This is a genomic window from Streptomyces sp. NPDC026575, assembly GCF_055567415.1.
In genome coordinates this window covers 282,062-301,081 of sequence record NZ_JBVHQM010000009.1, presented here as the reverse complement: position 1 = coordinate 301,081, position 19,020 = coordinate 282,062, and the positions used below count along the sequence as shown (strand labels likewise).

The window sequence follows — 19,020 nt, the reverse complement described above, 5'->3', positions numbered from 1 at the left end:
GGGTCGGAAAGACCGCGGCGTCTGGTGCGGTGCATCGCAAGGCGCCGGAGCGTCTCGATAGCGGAGCTATCGGGACGCTCCGGCAACGCCGCGAGGTGCCGTGCCAGACGCCGCGGGCCCGGCCAGGACCCATCGGACAGGCCCTAGTCGTCCGCCGGGCGGCGCGGCTGGCGCCACATCCCCCACAGCGTCGGCCCGTCCCCGGGCAGCCGCACCTCCGCGCGCACGGTGAAGCCGAAGTGCTCGTAGAAGGGGAGATTGGACGGCTTGGAGGACTCCAGATAGGCGGGCAGACCCGCCGCGTCGGCCTTGGCCAGCCCCGAGCGCAGCAGGGCGGCCCCGTGCCCCTGCCCCTGGGCGGCCGGGTCGGCGCCGATCAGCGCCAGGTACCAGTGCGGCTCCTGGGGCGTGTGCCGGGCGGCCGTCTCGACGGCGTCCCTGAACAGCCCGGCCCGGTCGCCGAGGAGGGCGAGGAGCTCCTGGATGGTCTCCGCATCGGGGACGGCCTTGGCCTGCGCCTCCGGCGGCACCCAGAACGCGGCCGCCGCCTCGGTGCGCTCGCACACACCGTGGCGGACGTACTGCCGGGTGAAGATCGTGGTGAAGTAGCGGCCCAGCGCCGCCTCGCGCGCGGCGCCGTCGGGGAAGAACCAGCGCATCATCGGGTCGTCGTCGAAGGCGCGGGCCAGGGTGGGAGCGATCAGCGGAGCGTCGTCGACCGTCGCCGCCTGCGGCGTGTTCGTTATCGGCATACGGGACATTCTGCATCCGATGATCTTCGACGGTGGAGGCGGGCTCCTCGAAGTCGCCGCGATCTCCCGCGCCGTGGACGGTCGCCGGGACCTGGTCTCCGTACTGACCTGAGCATTCCGATGCCCGGCGTCACGCACGCGTGCCTACCGGCGCGGCATCGGCGAGAACATGAAGCCAGAACACCGCCGCCCTCGCCGACGACGAGCGCGTCTACACGGTACGTACCGACGGGAAGGTCCGCGCGCAGCTGGTGACCACGGGCGACCGGGGGCGCGTCCAGGGCCTGGACACCTCGACCGGCAAGGTCCGGTGGAAGTCGCCCGACCTGGGGGGAATCGCGGCCGCCGGCACCACCCCGGCGGGCGGGCTGATCGTCTGGGGCCGTGCCGCGAAGACCTCCACGACCGCGACGCTCAACGGCTGCACCGTCCTCGCTCCGGACTCGGGCGACCGTCTGTGGGCCAAGGACCTCGTCGCCCTCTACGCACCGTCCAAGGGCAAGGAGGTCTTCGCCATCGACGGCGCTATGCGGCTGCTCGCCCTCGACCCCGCCGACGGCGCCACGCGCGGAGCACCTCCACCAGCCTTCCCCCGACGAACAGTCAGATCCTCTTCTAACAGGGCTCGTTGAGCCTGCTCCAGGGAACGCTGTTTTCTGCTACCCCGACACCGGAGCCTCCGGCGCGACCGGCGGGCTGCTCACCGCCTTCGACCCGGCGACCGGCAGGACCCTGTGGAGCGTGCAGACCGCCGCCCGGGGCAATCGCGGCTACGCCCGCTCCGGCGCGACCGTCTGCTACCTCGACAAGGCGGAACGGCGGAGCCAGACGCCCGGGTGAGCGCGGTGAGCCGGGGGCTCCCCTCCGGCACCAGAGTGACGAGGCGTTTGCACGGATGAAGGACCGGAAACCCTCTTGCGGATCGTTCGACCCCGGCGCCGGAGCCCGCCGGCCCGGGCCCCGCGCCTACCGCGCGCCGTCCGCCACGCAGCGAGAGGACTCCATGAAGTACATCCGCCGTTCCTGCACCGTCCTGGCCACCGTCGCTCTGCTCTCCCTGGGGGGCCTCGCCCTTGCCGCACCGGCCCACGCCTTCTCCGAAGGCCCCGAGAGCAACGCCGCCCTCGTCCCCGCGCTGGGAGCGGGGCTGATCCTTTGAGACGGTCGATTCGCCTGATCGGTGACGCCGACCAGCACACCGCAGCCCTCGCCCCAGCGCCCGGCCCGGCCCCGGCGCCCCGGGCAGCGCGTCAGTCGCCCCAGATCTTGCGGTAGGCCTGGCGGTAGCCCTCGGAGTCCCAGGACAGTGCACCGCCGCTGTTGGCGGCGGTGGCGATGTGGACGGGAGCGACATACCCGCTGTCGGGAGCTCCGGCGAAGGCCCGGTTGAACTCGTCGACGATCTGCCAGCCCTGCTCGGAGAGCGGCTCGGGCACGGTGGCGGCCTGGAACTCCTTGCCGTTGACGCGCTCGAAGGCCGACGGGTCGCCGTCACCGGCGCCGATGTTGAACGGGGCCCCGGCACCGTCCTTGCCCGCGGCGCGCAGGGCGGGGGCGGCGTGCCCGAAGTACAGGTCGTTGATGGCCGCGGAGTAGGTCCACTTGCGGCCGAAACGGGACAGCAGGGAGCGGACTTCCCCGATGGAGCGGCGGTTGACCTGGGGGATGGGGATGTCGGTGTAGCTCAGCAGCTCGGTGCCGGAGCAGGTGGCGAGCTCCTTCTTGATCAGGTCGGACTTTCGCTTCGCAAAGGGCACCGAGGCGTCGGTGAACAGGACGACGCCCGCGCGGCCGTTGGACCGGGCGATGATCCAGTCGGCGCTGATCTTCGCGACGTCCTCGACCCGGGAGGTGATGTTGCTGAAGAGCTGCGGATCGTCGCTGGGGCCGGGAGCCGCGGTGGCGTGCCAGCCGATCAGCGGGATGCCCGCCTTGGTGGCCTTCTTGACGCTCTCCGCGGCCGTCCCGGGGTCGAAACCGCCGATGACGATGCCGTCCGGCTTGAGGTCGACGGCCTGCTTGAACGCGGCCCGGAGGCCGTCGGGTGTGCCCTTGCCGTTGAGGGTGCGGGCGTGCCATCCGACGATCTTGGCGGCTTCCTGGACACCTTGGGCGACCCCGGCGACGCCCGGATTGGTCAGGGTCTGGGCGATGAAGACGACGCTCTTGCCGCGGGCGGCCTTGGGCCCGGTGGTGGGGCCTCTCCAGGGGGCGTTGGCCTCCTCGGCCTTCGCGACGGCCTGCTTGGCCCTGGCAAGGGCGGCCGGGCATCCGGGCTTGGCGGAGTCCTTGTGGGCCGCGGTGGTACCGGCGCCGGATTCGCAGCCGGAAACGGCCATGACCAGGAGTGCGGCGGCTGACGCGACCGCCTTGCGGGTGGGGTGCACGGGTCTCCTCGCAGGGCAGGTTGAGGATGCGGGTTGGGGTGGGGGGAGACAGGTTACGGGTGGCGATGCCGCGCCAGGCAGCCGCCTCCGGGAGGTACCGCGCAGGCCACCGGCGCCGACCCCGGTGCGGCCCGGTCCACGGCCCGTTCCCCTACGGACACCCGACCGTCGACCGGGCCGGCACGGCGCCGCAGGGGTAACGCGCCAAAAGTGACAAAGAGTTGAATACCGGCTGGCCATTGCTGCCATGTGTTGCATGCGCGTGCACAAGCGGTAGTGTTCACGGCCGGTTGGGCATGTGGCGCAATCTTTTCGCTCGCATCTAGGGTGAACTGCGCAAACGCCGCAATCCCCCATCGTCGGCGGTCGGCGACAACGACACCTCGGTCACCGCTCAGGAGCACGTCGCAAGGAGGAGGCTGGGTGTCTGTGGACGCGGTGGACCCGCCACACGAAGCGGACCCGTCTCGGCGTTCACCGTTGAGGCCGGGCTTCCGCCAACAGGCGGGCGTCCTCCTGGACCGATGGCCGTTCCGGCGGAAGCTCAACGTGCTGGTGATCGCGCCCGTCGCGGTCGTCGGCGTACTGCTGGGCCTCGGCGTCGACTCCCAGGTGGAGAAGGCCACGGACGCCAGCCGGAGCGCTGAGCTGGTGCGCGACAGCGAACAGGTCACCCGGCTGATCAACGACGTCCAGGCCGAACACCGGCAGGCGCTGCTGCTGTCCGTGGAGCAGGAGTCGGTCCGGCCCGGTACCGCCCTGCCGTCGACCGCCGCCTACCGCCGCGCGCAGCGGGACACCGATGAGCAGGTCACCGCCGTGCGCTCCGCGTTCGGGGCGGGCCTGCCACGGCAGGAGGCACAGGCCCTCGACTACATCCGGGGCCTCGCCGTACTGCGCGACAAGGTCGAGCGGGGCTCAATTCCGGCCGCCGGCATCGACCCCGCGTACGCCGCCGCGGTCGGCTACCTGATCGACGGCATCGGCCTCGACCGCTTCGTCGGCACCTCGTCGTCCTCGGTCACCGATCTCCTCGACACGGTGCTGCGGGCCGACGCCGCCCACGCGGCCTTCGAGAGCGGGGTGTTCTCGGCCCAGACCCGGGACGCCAACGCGCTCACCGAGTACACCCGCGCGGTCGGCGCCCACAAGCTCTACGAGGAGCAGACGAAACGCTTCGGCAGGATCGCCGACCCGGACCAGGCGCTGCGCCTGGGCGGGATCGAGCGGGACGCCGAGGAGAACGGCATCGAGGCCCAGTTCGCGGAGCTGCAGATCGATCCGGGCTCCCTGCAGGGTCAGAGCCCGCATCAGTTGCGCGAGGCGATGACCGCCGGAACCCGGCAGGCCGAGGCCCGCCTCGACATCACCCGGTCGCTGATCGGCCAGATCGCCACCGAGGCCGACGGTCTGTCGCGAAGCGCCCTGCACAACGCGCTGGCGATGCTCGGCCTCGCCCTGCTCGGCTTCACTTCCTGGCTGGCCTTCTCCGTCCTGGTCCGGCGCTCGGTCGTACGTCCCCTGGCGGCGCTGACCGGTGCCGCCCAGCAGGTGGTCGACGTGGCCGGCCAGGAACTCGCCAAGGTCGAGGACGAGGATCCGGCGGACAGTACCCCGCTGCGGCCCCGGCCGATCCCCGTCCCGGTCCGCGACGAGATCGGCCACCTGGCCGAGGCGTTCAACCAGGTGCAGATCACCGCCGCGGCGCTGCTGGAGCGGCAGGTGCTCAGCCGCCGCAACGTCGCCGAGATGTTCGGCAACGTCGGCCGCCGCGTCAGCAACCTCACCTCACGCCAGCTCATGCTGATCGACGCCGTGGAACGCGAGGAGACCGACCCCGACATCCTGAACCGGATGTACCGCATCGACCACATCGCCGTGCGTCTCCAGCGCAACGCCGACAGCCTGATGCTGCTCGCCGGTATCCGGGACCCCGAGATGGAGGCCCGGCCGACCACCCTGGCCAACGTCATCCGGGCCGGGCTCGGCCAGATCGAGGGCTACCAGCGGGTGTCCCTGCGGTCCGAGACGGAGTTCACCGTCGCGCCCGACGTCGTCGACGATCTGACGCTGATGCTCGCCGAACTGCTGGAGAACGCGGTCTCGTTCTCCCCGTCCGACACCCCCGTCGAGGTGGTGGTCCGGCCCGGTACCGACATCACCTCGGACGGCGGTGCCCTGATCGAGGTCATCGACCACGGCCTCGGTATGAGCGCGGAACGCCTCGACGAGGAGAACTCCCGGCTGGTCCGCCGGGAGCGGCTCGACCTCGTACCGACCAAGGTCCTGGGCCTGTTCGTGGTCGGCAGCCTCGCCCGGCGCTCGGGCATCCGGGTCACGCTGAGCCGCACCCCCGGCGGCGGAGTCACCGGCACCGTCTGGCTCCCCACCGCGCTGCTCCTGTCCGTGGCCCCCGCCGCCACGCCGTCCCCGGCAGCGGACACGTCCCGGGCCGCGTCGGCGCACCACCCGGCAGCGCCCGAGCTGGAGTCCGGCGCGCCCGCACTCCAGCCGGTACCGGACGCCGCCACGCCCCTGCCGGTGCGCCCCGCCACCACCGAACAGCGGCCGACCGCCCCCGCACGGCACGGCGGGCTGCCCAGACGCCTCCCGCACCCCGCGGAAGCCGAGCGGCAGACCACCCCCGTGGCCGAAGAGCCGCGGCCGGCGCAGTCCGCTCGGCCGCTGCGGCGGCGGGTACGGGGCGCGACGCTCGATATGACCGCCCCGGCGGCCGACCGCGGGGCGCAGGCCGTGCGCAGGCCCGTGGACCCCGACACGGTCCGTTCGGAACTCGACGAGTTCGAGGCCGCCGTACGCAGGGCGGAGCAGGAGACCGCCACGGCCCCGGAAGACTCAGCACCATCGCAACACCAGCAAACCCGGAAGGAGTCGGGCAGTGACCACGCCGACAGGTAAGAGCAGCTCCGAGCGGGAGGAGCCCATGGACCTGACAGCCGCCGCAGCCGACTTCACCTGGCTGCTCGACCGGTTCGCCACCCAGACCGCCGGTGTCGTCGACGCCATCGCGGTGTCCTCCGACGGTCTGCTGATCGCCGTCTCCCAACTGCGCGAGCAGGCCGACTCCGAGCGGCTCGCGGCGATCGTCTCGGGCGTCACCAGTCTGGCGGCCGGTGCGTCCGGCAACTACGGCCTCGGCGGCCTCAACAAGGTCATCATCGACCTGGAGGGCGGCCACGTACTGGTGTCGGCCATCGGCTGCGGCGCCGTCCTGGGCGTGGTGACCTCGAAGGAGGCCAAGCTCGGCAACATCGCCTACGAGATGACCCTCTTCGCCAACCGGGCCGGGAGCGCGCTCACCCCCCAGCTGGTGCTGGAGCTCAAGAACAACGCCGGCGCCGCACCGGCCCGCTGACCCGTCCCGCACCGCGGAGCCAGGAGCGCAGGCGCTGAGAAGAGGATCATGATGGCCTCAGGTGGACCAGGACCGGACGAGGGTGGGGGTCCCCCCTCCAGCGGAGCCGAGAGCTTGGGGGAGGGCGGCGCCCGGGGCCCGTCGGAACCGGCCGGCCGTGCTTCCGCGATCAGGCCCTTCCTGCTGACCGCGGGCCGGGTGGCGGGGCGCGGCGCCGGGCCTCCGCTCCCGGTCGAGACCCAGGTCGTGGCGACGTCGTCCGGCCTGGCCTCCCTCCACTCCCTCTCCTTCGAACAACACGACATCATCGCCGCCTGCCGACGACCGCAGTCGGTGGCGGAACTGGCGGCGCGGCTGCATCTGCACCTCAACGTCGTCCGGGTGCTGGCCGAGGACCTGCGCGCCGCCGGACACCTGACGGTCCACGTCCCGAACGCCAGGACCACCCAGGACATCTCCGTACTGCGAAGGGTTATCGATGGTCTCCGCGCCGTCCCCGACTCACGGGACACACTCCGCGACAGCGGTTGAACAACCGCCGGTTCCGGTCAAGTTGGTCATTGCGGGCGGCTTCGGCGTCGGCAAGACCACGGCCGTGGGCGCGATCTCCGAGATCCGGCCGCTGACCACGGAGGCCGCCATCACCGAGGTCGCGGCGGGCGTGGACGATCTCTCCCACACCCCGGACAAGACCACCACCACGGTCGCCATGGACTTCGGCTGCGTCACCATCGACCCGACGCTGAAGCTCTACCTGTTCGGCACGCCGGGCCAGGACCGGTTCGGGTTCATGTGGGACGACGTGGTCCAGGGCGCTCTCGGCGCGCTGGTCATCGTGGACACCCGCCGCCTGGACGACTGCTACGCCGCGGTGGACTACTTCGAGCACAAGGACATCCCGTTCGCCGTCGCCGTGAACGCCTTCGACGGCGAGGTCCACCACAACCTCGACGAGGTGCGCTGGGCACTCGACGTCTCCGACCACATACCACTCCTGGTCTTCGACGCCCGCCAAACGGGCTCGGTCCGCGACGCCCTCCTGGTCGTCCTCGAAGCGGCCCTGTCCCGGGCGGAGAACACGGCGGAGAGCACGGCGGGGGGCTGAGTCGGGGGCTCGTCCCGTCGGTTCACCGGCGCTCCGCACGCACCTCCGCGATCAGGGCGCGTACGGGCCAGCCATGCGGCCAGGTCGGCGAAGGCGGCCGGCTGCCTTCCGCGTACCCGGGCAGCCGCGATGCGCAGCGCCAGCGGCAGTCCTCCGCAGCACTCGGCGATCCGCGCGGCGTGCCGCGGCAAGCAGCAGCCGGACCGCGGCGTCGGACGGCAGCACGTCGAGGGCGATGCGGTGGGCGTCGTCCAGCGCGGGGAGCAACCGCCGGCTCGACACCAGTGCCCTGCTCCCGCCGGGCGGCGGGAGCAGGGCATGGACCTGGACACTGTCGTGTGCGTTGTCCAGCACGACGAGCACCGGCCGTTCCGCCAGGTGCTGGCGGTAGGCGGCGGCCCGGTCCCCGACGTGCGCCGGGATCGCCGGCTCCGGGAGGCCGAGCTGGTGGAGCAGGCGGCCGAGCGCCTCCCCCGGCGGGAGCGGGGGCGTGTCCGCCGTATGTCCTTGCAGATCGGCGAAGAGGACGCCGCCGGGGAATCGCCGTCGTCGGTGCGCGGTGTGAGCGGCCTGGAGCAGCAGCTCGCTCTTGCCACCCCGCCCGGCCCGGTCACCAGGCAGGCGGCGGCTCCGGACGGCCGGGCGTCGGGTTCCAGAGCGGCCACCAGGGAAGCCAGTTCCGCCTCGTGGCCGATGTGGACCGACGGGGGCGGCAGCTGCTGCCGTACTCGTGGATCACGGACGGCACCTCGACCTACCAGTTCGACGTCAACAGCCAGTTCATCGCCGTCATCCCGACGGAGTGGGAGAGCTATCTCGTGCTCGTCATGCGGGAGGGCTATATCAACAGACTCGTCGCCCTGACCCAGTCGACCATGGCCGGCACGACTCAGGACATCTGCCTCAACCCGGCTTCCTGAGCCCCGACCGGCTACCGCCGGTTGTCCACCACGCTTCGCAGTTTGCCGGTGCCGGGGGCCCGTTCGAGACCGGGGCGGTCCACCTCCGTCACCTCCAGCTCCAGGAGCCCCTCGGCGACGGCCGTGCGCAGCTCGGGGTAGGCCGCGAGGAACACCTCGCGGGCCCGGCTGGCCCGCGGCTCGCCGGCGGTCCGCTCCAGGCGGACGGTGAGGCGCTCCCGCAGCCCGTCGTGGGCGAGCACGAGCTGCGTTCCGCCCCGGTGGCCCAGGCGTTCCTCGGCGAGCGTGACGAACCGGCGGTAGTTGAGGAAGTGCGTGGCCACCCGCATCACTTCTCCCAGTCGCCCCAGCAGTTCGAAGCGCGGGGCGTGGTTGCCGCAGGGGCAGGGGCCCGGGACGGCGCGGCCGAGGTCGCCGATGACGTACCGGCCCAGGTCCTGGCCCCGACGTGTACGGGTGGCGAACACCAGCCTGCCGGTCTCTCCCTGGGGCACCGCTCGGTCCTCGTCGATGTCGAGGATCTCCAGGGCGTGCAGATCGGCGTGGAGGTGGTGCACTCCCCCGGTGCTCTCGGTGCACTGGTAGCCCAGCGGGCCCAGGTCCGTGCTGCCGTAGGTGAGGGAGCGGACCGTCTCGATGCCGAAGTCCTCCACGAGCACCCGTCGCTGCTCGGCGGTGAAGTGCTCACCGCCGTAGAAGATCCGGCGGATCCCGCCGTAGGCGCGCAGCAGGTCGCTCTGGTCGTGCAGCAGCTGCCACAGGTACGAGGGCATGCCGAACAGCGTGTCGACCTCGCACTCCACCAGCGCCCGAGCCGTCGCCAGGTGGTCGGTGCCGGCCGCCAGCGGAATCTGCACGCCGCCCAGCCGCTCCAGGATGGAGAAGAAGCTGATGAACCCGCCGTACATGCCGCCGCAGTAGAAGAGGTTGGCGGTCCGGTCGCGGCGCGGGTCGTAGCCGGCGGCCAGCAGGCCGCGGGCGGCGGCGTGCATCTGCGCGTCGTAGTCCTCGTAGGTGAACAGCGACAGCGCGGGGGCGCCGGTGCTGCCGCCGCTGCGGAAGTACAGCTCGACGTCGGCCCGGGAGACCCGGCCGTTCAGTTCCTGCACCGCGGCCTTGTCGCGCAGCGGCCCGCGCTGCGCGGGTGGCGGCACCGGGCGTACCAGGTCGTCGAGGCAGGCCACGGTGGCGAACCGCTCGTCGGCCTGCACCGCCACCCGGCGGCTGTAGCGCTGCAGCGCGTACACCCCGTCGTGCGGTTCGCCGGAGTAGCCCGACGGCATCGCGCCCAGTGGCGTGACCCGGGTCGCGCCGGCGGCCAGCACCAGGTGGGAGAGTTCGGCGACGTCGCTGCGGCCGCCCGCCACGCCGGCCGTCTGCAGGTAGCGGCGCATCGGTCGCAGCACGGCCACGGCGCGCTTGCGCGGCAGCGGCTTGACCCAGACGCTCCGGTGGAGCGGGGACGCGGTGAGCGTCGGCCGGGTGTCGGCGAGCACGCGCCAGGAGCCGTCGGCCGCCGCGTGTACGCGCGTGAGTCCGAGGTGCTCCTCCAGCCGGGCGATCAGCTCGGTGGTGGTGACCTCCGCGTCCTCGGCGATGCCGGGCGCCTCGGCGGCGGCCGGGGCGGGCGCCGCGGCCAGCACGTCGGCGAAGCGCTCCGCGAAGGCGAAGAGCTCCTCCTCGTCCTCGGTGTCGAGGTAGACCACCTGCGGGCTGGAACACGCCTGTTGTTCGTACGCGCAGACGTCGGCGGCCAGTGCCGCGAGCGCCTGCTCGTCGTGCCAGGCAGCGCGCGCCAGATAGGCGAAGGAGATCTTGTGGCCCCACTCCACCAGGCGGCAACCGGGCGGTATGTGCTCGGCGACGCCCGCGACGGCCGTCTCTCCGCCCCACACCGCGACCGCGTCCGCGGGCGCGCACATCATGCGCAGCCACTCCTGCCGCGACGAGGGGAAGCGCAGGACGATCACCCGCTCGGAGATGGCCCCCGTGGGGTCCAGCGCGGCCAGTTCGGCCAGTACGTGCTGGGCGAACAGCGGGTCGCCGGAGCTGGTCTTGAGCACGTTGACGTTGCCGGCGAGCAGGCCCTCGACGACGCTGAGCGGGGCTACGGTCGCGGCATTGCCGGGGGCGATGTGGGCGACCAGCCCCACCGGTGCCCACGCCTCGTAGACGGTCTCCTTGGCGTCGGGCCGGGACAGCCGCTGGGGCGCCGTGCCGCCCAGTTCGCGACGGAGTTTGCGGGACAGCTCGGCGCGGGTGAGGGCCAGGCCCAGTTCGGCGAGCACACCCTCGTCCTCGCCGGCGGGCAGGTGTGCGGCCAGGCGTCCGCGCGTCGGGTGCGCGGGGTCGCGCAGGGCGGTGGCCAGCGCATCGCACGCGGACAGCACGGCCGCGGTGTCGAGCGGGGTGGACAGGGCGGCCAGGGCGGTGTCGGCCAGGTGCGCCAGACGGCGGCCCGCCTCCTCGTCGCCGATGAACGAGCCCTGCCAGTAGTGGTGCAGGTCGGCTGTTGCGCTCGCAGGCGGTGTCGTCACGACAGTCCCTTCATCAGTTCTGCGGCGGCCACCGCACAGCTTCGGTTGCGGCTCACTCCGGCCCGGCCGAGGACGGTGAACCAGGGGGTCTCCAGGTCGCACGGGCACTCCCGGCCCGGTTGCAGGGCCGCCAGGTCCCCCATGACGACGCTCTGCGCGGGAACGGAGGTGATGTACGGGGAGACCAGGTGCAGAAAACCGGGTTCGCCGTGCGGCAGCGGCTCCAGCGTGCGGGTCGAGCGGACGAACACCCGTGACCACACGGGGGCGTGCAGCCGGTGGTGGTCGCATTCGATGTACGGAACGCAGTGCTCGACCGAGCCGAAGGTGTCGCGGATCCGCTCCGACGGCACACCCAGCTGCTCGGTGACGCGTGCGTACAGCTCCTCCTTGCCGATCTGCCGGTCGGCGTGGCCCTTCCAGCCACCGCCGAGGACGATCAGGGAGCCCTCCGGCAGGCTGAGCGGCGGCAGCCCCATGGCCCGCATCCGCTCCAGGGTGAACCAGAGGAAGGCGGGAAAGCCCAGGATGCGTACCGGCACGTCGTCCTGGGCGAACCGGCGCAGCGCCGCCACGGTGCCGAACGGGTCGAACTCATGACCGCTGCCGGTGTGCCGCAGCGCGTACTCCACCTGCCGGGCAGGTGCGAAGTCGCACAGGTAGTTGTCGGTGAAGGCGGTGCCCAGGTTCAGGCCGGGTGCGGGCTCATAGCTGTAGAGCAGGTAGTTGACGTCCTGGTCCGGAGTGATCCAGCCGTTGCGCTCGAAGATGCGGGCGACCATGCGCTGGGCCGCGCGGATGGTCCAACGGTCGAAGAACATCTGCGACTTCTGGCCGGTGGTGCCCGAGGAGGTCAGGTGCAGCTCCACCTCGTCCCGGGGGATCGAGAGCACCTCGTGGCGCTTGAAGAAGTTGGCGTGCACGGGCGGAGCGCCGTACGGCTCGGCCGCACCCCGGTCGGCTCGCCCGGCCAGCGAGCGGTAGAACGGGGAGCGGTCCGCGTGCCATGCGTTGATCTCCGCCATGGCCGCGGTGAACAGCTCCTCCTGCCGCGGGCCGCAGGTGTACGGATCGGTGAGATCGCACAGCTCCTGCACCCGCGCCAGCAGGCCGGGGTCGGGGACCTCGACGGGGGCGAGATGGGGATTGGCGACGGGGGAACTGCTCACGGTCATGACGCAACCTCGAAAGGGGGCAGATAGGTCGACGCCCAGGTCGACAAGTAGGCGTCCAGATAGGGCTGAAGGGGGCCGTCGGCGACCACGCCGCGGAAATCGATCTGTTCGGTGGTCCGCGACATCACCACGTAGTCGTGGCGGCCGTCGCCGTCGGGCTCGGGGCGCATCGCCGGATAGAGCGCGCCGGGGATGAAGCCCTGTGCCAGGAACGTCGAGAGCAGGTCGTGCCGCGCCAGCGGCAGCAGCGCCTCGACGTAACCGGCACCGGCCCTGGTCAGGGCCCGGGTGAGGGGCTCCAGCCAGGCGGCTGCCGCCTCCGGTTCGGGGTAGGCGGCGACCAGGGAGCAGTAGCGTCCGGCCCGGTTGAGGTACGCGTACACCTCGAAGCCGTCGTCGTCGGGCACGAGCAGGGTGTTGGGCAGGTGCAGCGGGTAGAACCAGCGCTCGGCGCCGGGGAACCGGTCGCGGAAGCGGCGGCGGACGAAGCCGGGTGCCTCGATCATCTCCAGCCGGTCGAGCGGAGCGGCGGGGCGGGCCGGCACGGGGCGCGGTGCGGTGGTACGCGTGTGTCCGTAGTCGATGCCCAGGCTGCGCTCGGCGGCACGGAGCAGGGGGGCCAACGGGGCCGGTACCTCGGCGACGGGGAGACGGCGGTCCAGTACGCCCGCGGAGTGACGCGCGTAGAGCGCGAGGCTTTCACGGGTGCTGAGGTCCACGGCGTTGGCCAGCAGGCCCAGCGGCCGGAAGCCGTTGCGGGCGACGACACGCTGCGGACCGGCGCTGACGGTACGGACGGTGGCGTATACCGAGTCCAGGCGGCCGATCCCCAGCGTGCGCCGGCACAGCTCGTCGGTGAGCGCCGAGGCCAGCCCGCCGGCCCGGTGGCCGGGGTGCACGGCCAGGCCCTCCAAGCGGCCCACGCGGCCGCCCGGCTCGCCGTGGATCGCGGCCGACGCGATGAGGGCGCCGGTGTCCGGGCAGCGCGCGACCAGCCAGAGCGTGTCCGGGTCGCCGATGAGCCGCGACATCTCGGCAGGGTCGGTGCCCAGCGCACTGGGGTAGTGCGGCCCGTAGACGGCGTAGTAGAGCTGGCGCAGCTCGGCGATGTCGGCCGGCGATGCCGGGTCGATCGTGCCGGTCATCGTTCTCCTCCGGTGGCCACGAACTCGGGTGACGGATCGGACGGACGGGGCTGCCGGTTCGCGCCGTCCTGCCCGCGCTCCCGGTCGTCCGCGCTCGGTCCGCGCAGCAGTGCCAGCGCGATCGCCGCGGGCACCAGCCCCGCGGCCTGGACCAGGCACAGCGTCCGCGCCGGAAGGTGGTCGCCGAGCAGGCCGAACAGCAGTGAGGCGACGGGGAAGGACGCGCCGAGCACGGCCTGCATGACGGCGAAGAAGCCGGGCTTGTCCGCGGGCGGGACGAGCCGCTGGAACAGTGCCACGAAGCGCACGCCGATGACGCCCACGCACCAGCCGGCCACCACCAGGCAGCCCGCCAGGACCAACCGCCCGGCCACCAGGTACGCCACGGTGAACGCCGCGGCCATCACAGCCAGCAGACCGGCCCCCAGGCGCGTGGGCCGGCCGGGCACCCGGGCTCCGGAGATCGAGCCGAGCAGCGTACCCGTACCCAGCCCCGCCTCCAGCAACGCCACGGTCGAACCGCCGCCCCCCAGCTCCGACTTGGTGTAGAGCGGGATGACCACGAAGACCGCCGTGGTGAACAGGTTGGCCGCGGTGAAGCAGACCAGGATCTTCCGGATGGCCGGCAGCCCGGCCAGCACCTCGCGCAGTCCGCGCGCCGTACCGGCCCCGGGCTCCGCGCCGTCCTGCGGCTCCAGCGCGACGGCCGGGCGGAAGCGGACGGTGGTGACGAGGAGCGCGGCGGCCAGGTAGGCGGCCGCACAGCCGGCGGCCAATCCGGCCACGCCGGCCGCGTCCACGACCAGCGCGCCCAGCAGCGCACCGCCCAGGCTCGCCAGCGACTGCGTCGACAGCTCGAAACCGGTGGCGGCCTCGATGTCCTCGTCGTCGACGAGTTCGGGAACGGAGGTGGTGAGGCAGGGGTCGAAGAACGCCTGGCACGAGGCCAGCACCAGCGTCGCCGCGTAGGCGGCCACGGTCGGCGGCGCGCTGCCGTACGCCACCAGCGCCAGGAGCAGGACGGCGGCACCGGCCGTCGCCGCGGCCGTGCGGAGCACCGACCGGTACGCGAGACGGGACACGGCCCGGGCGACCACGGGCGCCAGCGCCACGGCCGGCAGTGTGCTGACGGCCATGAACAGGCCCGACGCCAGCCCTCGTCCGGCGCCGACCGCGTACGCCACCAGCCACCAGGACACGCCGACCTGGAACATGCGTACCGCGGCCTGGGTCAGCACCTGGCTCAGCCAGACCGCGCCGAAGGCACGGTTGCGCAGGACGAGCGGCAGCCTGCGCCGCCGCACGGTGGTGGCGGTCACGCGGTCGGCCTCTCGTCGACCACGCGGACCAGCTTGCCCGAGCGGGGATTGACCACCAGGTCGGTGTGGTGCGCCCACTCGACGGTGAGCGGGTGGACATGCTCGGCGGCCACGCTCTCCGGGTACAGCGGCCGGGCCCGGTTCAGCCCGTCGACGACCGTACGGCCCAGGGCCGCCAGTCCGCGGCCGTCGTCGCCGGGCGCCGTGACCAGGCGCAGCACGAGCCCGTCGCGGCCCTCCCAGCGCCGCACCACGAGCTGGGTGCCCACGATGCGCCCGCCGGAGTCCGCCGTGGCGACGGCGTCCTGCGCGTCCTGCGCGGACAGCGACACGGGTCCCACGCGCACCCCCTCGTCGGCCCGGCCCAGGATGCGGAAGCAGCCGGCCTCGGGGTCCGTCCACTCGGCGCGGTCGCCGGCGGGGTAACGCAGGACGGGCATGAGACGGCGGTAGAGCTGCGTCACCACGACGCGCCCGGCCCTCCCCGCCTCCCTGATGGGCTCCCCGGTCGTCTCGTCGAGGATCTCCACGACGGTGTACGGCGTGAAGGTGCGATGCACGCGCGGGTCCGGCCCGGGGACCGGACGGCCGAGGAGGCCGGCGTCGACGCTCGCATACCCCAGCGACCGCGGTTCGGCGTTGGGGAACGCGGCGGCCAGCAGCGGCCGCTGGTCGGCGAAGAGCGGCTCGCCGCCGAAGAACAGCAGCTCCACCGCGGGCAGCCGGCGCCCCGTGGCCAGCAGATGCGCGGCGAGCCGGCACAGCGTGGTCGGCGTGCCCGCCACCACCTGCGCCCGGAAGTCCGCCAGCGCGGGGGCGGTGGTCTCCAGGGGAGCGGCCCCGCCGATGGGGAGGCGGACGTTGGCGACCGGGGCGTGGGCCAGGGAGTCCAGGACGAAGAGAAAGCTGGCGTACAGATCGCCGGCGTAGAACAGGTCCGCCACGCGGTGGCCCGGACGCAGCCCGGCGTCCACGAGGCCCTGGCCGAAGGCGGTGACGAACTCCCGCCACTCCTCACGGCTGTAGTACGAGAACTTCGGAGCGCCGGTGGTCCCGCCGGTCTTGTAGACGACCGCCTCCGCCAGCGGGCCGGTCAGCACGCGGTTGTCCTGGACGGTGTTGGCCGCCCAGAAGGAGTCCTGGTCCACGACGGGCAGCGCGGTGAGCTCGCTCACGGCCGGCGGGAGCGCCGCGTAGAGCTCGGAGTAGAAGGGCGAGTGCCGGCGGGCATGACGTACGAGGTTCGATAGCGGATGAACGGACATGCGGCCTTTGCCTAGGTGATGCGGACGGTGGCTGTACGGGTCTGCCGGCACGCCGAAGCTGTGACGAGGGCGCAGAGCCGCGCCCGGGCGTCACGTACCGGTTCTCGTGGTGCGTTCCGCGGGGAGCGTGTGGACCGCCCTCCCGGCGTCGTGCCGTCGTCGCATCCGACGTCCCGTCACGAGGGAACGCCGTAGAAGATATCGCACATGAGAGACACACCCGGACACATGCAAGGCAAACCTGACCAGAAACCTCTGTTTCCGCGGGTCCGCCCGCCCGGCCCGGCGCGCGATACGCGGTGGCCCTGAGCGGCCACAGGGGGCGCGGCGCGGGGGTGTCGGGTCCTGGGGAGGGGGTGTGCGATGTGGCGGGATCAGGAGTCCGCCGCCGACGCGGCCAAGTCCGCCGACCTCACCGTCGGAAATGGCGGCGGAGCTCCTCGGTGCGCATGCCGATCGGGCCCGCTCGAATGCCTCCGAGCCTTCGGCGCAGGCGGGCGCAGTCGTGGCCCTTGTCGACGCGCAATCAGAACCAGTGCAGGCAGTGCGGGGTGCGGTCGGCGCGGAAGAGGGCGTCGGCGAGGGGGACCGCGGCCGGGTGGTGGGCTCGGATGTGGCCGGCGCGGATGAGCGTCCTCGGGGTGGTGCCGCCCAGGTAGACGGAGCCCAGGTCGCTTATGTCCAGGGACAGGTCGGGCTCCCGGTCCGTGGGGACGCAGTCGGCCTTGCCGTCCCGGACGGCCAGGAGGTAGCGGCCGTGTTCGCCGAGGAACAGGTCGTCGACGTCGAGGACGAGTTCGCCGTCCGTGGACCAGCCGCGGGCGGTCAGCGCACGCGGGACGTCCAGCAGTCGCACCCAGAGCCAGTCGGTGTCCTCGGTCACCTGGCCGGCGCGGAAGTCCGCAAGCTGCCAGCGCAGCGGGTGGTCGGGCGGGACGTGCTTGAACACGACCTGGGTGACCAGGTCGTGTCCGAGCACGAACCGGGCCAGGGCCGTGAAGACGGCGTCGTCGGTGGCGATGGTCTCGTCGACGGTCAGGGTGCCGGACTCGACCGAGTAGCCGGCGTAGCCGTCCGGGACGCCGTCGGCGTCACGGTGGACGGCGACGTAGCGCGGCGCCGGAGAGACCGGGGGCTGCCCCGCGCCCGAGGCCCACCAGCGGTGCGGCCGGGACAGCGCGCCGGGCTGTGCGCGGCGGTACCGGTCGTAGACCTCTTCCAGGATCTCGCCGCACTCGGCACGCCGCAGCAGCTCGACCGAGCCCGCTTCCGATCCGGTCGCCGGGGCGCCGGACGCGCCGTGGGACCGGGGCAGGGCGAAGGCGGCCTGGTGGCGCGGCACGGTCAGCCGCTGCGTGTAGGTCGCCGGTCCGTAGCCGAACCTGCCGTAGATCGGAGCCTCGGAGGCCAGCAGTACGGAGAGGAACTCTCCTCGAACCCGCAGCTCGGCGAGCTGATGCCGCATCATCGCGCCGAGCACGCCCCGGCGTCGGTGCGAGGGCAGGACACCGACGGCGGTGACCCCTGCGGCCGGGACGAGGATCTCGCCGGGCAGGGTGAGCTCGAAGGAGTACGCGCCGGCGGTGCCGACGGGCCGCCCGTCCGCGGTCAGGGCGAGCAGGCTGCGGTCCATTTCGAGCGCCGCCCACCAGACCCCGCCGCCACCCTCGGCCGGGGTTTCCGGGAAGCGCCCGAACGCGGCATGAAGTGTGTCGACGAAGACGTCGAGATCCTTGTCGGTCGTCGGACGGATCTCCATTGCTGCCGCGGCCTCCTCGGGGATACGGGCATCACGATCCAGGGTGTTCGACCACAGTCCAGCGTTTGCCCCGTGGCCCGGTCAAACGCATTACGGCCAGGGAGCGAGGCAAGCCCTTTCGGCTTCCCCCTGCGGCGACTCCCGCTACCGGGATGCGGTGGTACCCGGGCCCACCACACCCCAGTCGAAGCCGAGTTCACCCTTTTCTTCGAGGATCCGCTCCCACCAGGCGCGGTGCTCCACGTACCAGTCGACCGTCTCGGCCATGCCGGCGTCGAAGTCATGCTCCGGCCGCCAGTCCAGTTGCGTTTCGATCTTCTGCGGGTCGATCAGGTACCGGCGGTCGTGGTTGGGCCGGTCCGGGATGTGCTCGATCCGCTCCGCCGGGTCCAGGCCGAGCGCCGTGACGACCCGGCGGGCGATGTCCAGGTTGGTGACCTCACAGCGGGCGGATATGTCGAAGATCGGCAGCAGTTCCGGTTCCGTGGCCGCCTGCGGCGGGACCGGTCCCAGATCGGCATGCAGCACCCGGTGCACCGCGGCGCAGTGGTCTGCCACATGGAGCCAGTCGCGGCTCTGCAGGCCGTCTCCGTAGACGGGCACCTTCCGGCCGCGCAGGAGGTTCGTCACCGCCAGCGGAATCAGCTTCTCCGGCAACTGGTAGGGGCCGTAGTTGTTGGCGCAGTGCGTCATCCGGATGTTCAGCTCCGGATAGGTCTGCATGTAGGCGCGTACGATCTGGTCCCCGGCGGCCTTGGCCGCGCTGTACGGCGTCTTCGCGTTCAGCGGGGAGCGCTCGGTGAAGCACGCCTCCCCGGGCGGCAGTTCGCCGTACACCTCGATCGTCGAGACATGGACATGGGACCGGACCGGCACCAGCCGGCTGCACTCGGCCATCACCTGCGCCCCGAGCGCGTTGGATCGCATGAACGCGCTCGGCCCAAGGATCGCGCGGTCGTTGTGCGACTCCGCCGCGAAGTTCACGACGTAGTCCGGCCGGTACCGGCGGTAGATCTCCACCATGGTGTCGAGGTCGGCGATATCGGCCTTCTCGAACACCACGCGGTCGGACACGGGGTCCAAGTTCGCCTGATTGCCGGCGAATCCCAGATAGTCCACCGCGATCACTTCGGCATCCGATGACTCCCACTTCAGCAGGTGCTGCACATAGTTCGCGCCGATGAAACCCGCGGCGCCGGTCACGAGATAAACGGGCATGGTCACTCCGGAAGTCGGGCGGCTTTCGGGCTAAGGGCTGTCCCGCAGTCCCTGGCGGGACA

Annotated in this window: 16 protein-coding genes; 7 read left to right on the top strand and 9 right to left on the bottom strand. The window is 72.2% G+C overall.

Annotation, left to right across the window (positions count from 1 at the left end; genetic code table 11):
• Positions 1-143 precede the first annotated feature (143 nt).
• Complete coding sequence (locus ACZ4NB_RS15520) at positions 144-752, bottom strand: GNAT family N-acetyltransferase (protein ID WP_467661714.1); 609 nt, start codon at positions 750-752, stop codon at positions 144-146.
• 251 nt (positions 753-1,003) lie between these two features.
• On the opposite strand from ACZ4NB_RS15520, the gene ACZ4NB_RS15515 reads away from it, so the two are divergent.
• Together ACZ4NB_RS15515 and ACZ4NB_RS15510 are read left to right on the top strand one after the other, a co-directional pair.
• Positions 1,004-1,384, top strand: a complete 381-nt coding sequence (locus tag ACZ4NB_RS15515) for an outer membrane protein assembly factor BamB family protein (protein WP_467661712.1) — start codon at positions 1,004-1,006, stop codon at positions 1,382-1,384.
• Between the two features lie 371 nt (positions 1,385-1,755).
• Positions 1,756-1,911 (top strand): hypothetical protein, encoded by a 156-nt coding sequence (locus tag ACZ4NB_RS15510; protein WP_467661711.1) that lies wholly within the window; start codon positions 1,756-1,758, stop codon positions 1,909-1,911.
• 91 nt (positions 1,912-2,002) lie between these two features.
• Here the strand turns inward: ACZ4NB_RS15510 and ACZ4NB_RS15505 are convergent, their stop codons facing one another.
• Entirely contained in the window at positions 2,003-3,139 is a 1,137-nt protein-coding gene (locus ACZ4NB_RS15505; RefSeq protein WP_467661709.1) for a substrate-binding domain-containing protein, read from the bottom strand.
• Between the two features lie 423 nt (positions 3,140-3,562).
• Here ACZ4NB_RS15505 and ACZ4NB_RS15500 point away from each other — a divergent pair, with 423 nt between their 5' ends.
• The 5 genes from ACZ4NB_RS15500 to ACZ4NB_RS15480 all read left to right on the top strand — a co-directional run bounded on the left by ACZ4NB_RS15500 (position 3,563) and on the right by ACZ4NB_RS15480 (position 8,540).
• The gene (locus ACZ4NB_RS15500) at positions 3,563-6,058 is read left to right on the top strand and encodes a sensor histidine kinase (RefSeq protein ID WP_467661707.1); all 2,496 of its coding nucleotides are present in this window, start codon (positions 3,563-3,565) and stop codon (positions 6,056-6,058) included.
• A 25-nt stretch (positions 6,059-6,083) separates the two neighbouring features.
• Positions 6,084-6,515: a roadblock/LC7 domain-containing protein gene (locus ACZ4NB_RS15495; protein ID WP_384427746.1), complete on the top strand. Its 432-nt coding sequence runs from the start codon at positions 6,084-6,086 to the stop codon at positions 6,513-6,515.
• 48 nt (positions 6,516-6,563) lie between these two features.
• On the top strand, positions 6,564-7,046 hold the full coding sequence (locus tag ACZ4NB_RS15490; protein ID WP_467661705.1) for a DUF742 domain-containing protein: 483 nt from the start codon (positions 6,564-6,566) through the stop codon (positions 7,044-7,046).
• A complete protein-coding gene (locus ACZ4NB_RS15485; RefSeq protein WP_467661703.1) occupies positions 6,994-7,620 on the top strand; it encodes a GTP-binding protein in 627 nt (208 codons plus the stop codon). Before ACZ4NB_RS15490 ends, ACZ4NB_RS15485 begins: the two co-directional genes overlap by 53 nt.
• Positions 7,621-8,306: 686 nt before the next feature.
• Positions 8,307-8,540 carry a hypothetical protein gene (locus tag ACZ4NB_RS15480; RefSeq protein ID WP_467661701.1) on the top strand — a complete coding sequence of 78 codons (234 nt, stop codon included), beginning with the start codon at positions 8,307-8,309 and terminating at the stop codon, positions 8,538-8,540.
• An 11-nt stretch (positions 8,541-8,551) separates the two neighbouring features.
• Here ACZ4NB_RS15480 and ACZ4NB_RS15475 read toward each other — a convergent pair whose 3' ends face one another.
• From ACZ4NB_RS15475 to ACZ4NB_RS15445, 7 genes are all read right to left on the bottom strand, one after another.
• Entirely contained in the window at positions 8,552-11,077 is a 2,526-nt protein-coding gene (locus tag ACZ4NB_RS15475) for an aldehyde dehydrogenase family protein (RefSeq protein ID WP_467661699.1), read from the bottom strand.
• Entirely contained in the window at positions 11,074-12,252 is a 1,179-nt protein-coding gene (locus ACZ4NB_RS15470; protein ID WP_467661697.1) for a LuxE/PaaK family acyltransferase, read from the bottom strand. The genes ACZ4NB_RS15475 and ACZ4NB_RS15470 overlap by 4 nt, the downstream gene beginning before the upstream one ends.
• On the bottom strand, positions 12,249-13,397 hold the full coding sequence (locus tag ACZ4NB_RS15465) for a GNAT family N-acetyltransferase (RefSeq protein ID WP_467661695.1): 1,149 nt from the start codon (positions 13,395-13,397) through the stop codon (positions 12,249-12,251). Before ACZ4NB_RS15465 ends, ACZ4NB_RS15470 begins: the two co-directional genes overlap by 4 nt.
• Positions 13,394-14,716 (bottom strand): MFS transporter, encoded by a 1,323-nt coding sequence (locus ACZ4NB_RS15460; protein WP_467661693.1) that lies wholly within the window; start codon positions 14,714-14,716, stop codon positions 13,394-13,396. The genes ACZ4NB_RS15465 and ACZ4NB_RS15460 overlap by 4 nt, the downstream gene beginning before the upstream one ends.
• On the bottom strand, positions 14,713-15,981 hold the full coding sequence (locus tag ACZ4NB_RS15455) for a phenylacetate--CoA ligase family protein (protein WP_467661691.1): 1,269 nt from the start codon (positions 15,979-15,981) through the stop codon (positions 14,713-14,715). Before ACZ4NB_RS15455 ends, ACZ4NB_RS15460 begins: the two co-directional genes overlap by 4 nt.
• 526 nt (positions 15,982-16,507) lie before the next feature.
• On the bottom strand, positions 16,508-17,740 hold the full coding sequence (locus ACZ4NB_RS15450) for a GNAT family N-acetyltransferase (protein WP_467661689.1): 1,233 nt from the start codon (positions 17,738-17,740) through the stop codon (positions 16,508-16,510).
• A gap of 144 nt (positions 17,741-17,884) precedes the next feature.
• Entirely contained in the window at positions 17,885-18,958 is a 1,074-nt protein-coding gene (locus ACZ4NB_RS15445) for a dTDP-glucose 4,6-dehydratase (RefSeq protein ID WP_467661687.1), read from the bottom strand.
• Between the last annotated feature and the right edge of the window lie 62 nt (positions 18,959-19,020).

Coding starts and splice junctions, on each gene's coding strand:
- ACZ4NB_RS15520 (WP_467661714.1), bottom strand. CDS start 752: ATGCCGATAACGAACACGCCGCAGGCGGCGACGGTCGACGACGCTCCG.
- ACZ4NB_RS15510 (WP_467661711.1), top strand. CDS start 1,756: ATGAAGTACATCCGCCGTTCCTGCACCGTCCTGGCCACCGTCGCTCTG.
- ACZ4NB_RS15495 (WP_384427746.1), top strand. CDS start 6,084: ATGGACCTGACAGCCGCCGCAGCCGACTTCACCTGGCTGCTCGACCGG.
- ACZ4NB_RS15490 (WP_467661705.1), top strand. CDS start 6,564: ATGATGGCCTCAGGTGGACCAGGACCGGACGAGGGTGGGGGTCCCCCC.
- ACZ4NB_RS15485 (WP_467661703.1), top strand. CDS start 6,994: ATGGTCTCCGCGCCGTCCCCGACTCACGGGACACACTCCGCGACAGCG.
- ACZ4NB_RS15470 (WP_467661697.1), bottom strand. CDS start 12,252: ATGACCGTGAGCAGTTCCCCCGTCGCCAATCCCCATCTCGCCCCCGTC.
- ACZ4NB_RS15465 (WP_467661695.1), bottom strand. CDS start 13,397: ATGACCGGCACGATCGACCCGGCATCGCCGGCCGACATCGCCGAGCTG.
- ACZ4NB_RS15455 (WP_467661691.1), bottom strand. CDS start 15,981: ATGTCCGTTCATCCGCTATCGAACCTCGTACGTCATGCCCGCCGGCAC.
- ACZ4NB_RS15450 (WP_467661689.1), bottom strand. CDS start 17,740: ATGGAGATCCGTCCGACGACCGACAAGGATCTCGACGTCTTCGTCGAC.
- ACZ4NB_RS15445 (WP_467661687.1), bottom strand. CDS start 18,958: ATGCCCGTTTATCTCGTGACCGGCGCCGCGGGTTTCATCGGCGCGAAC.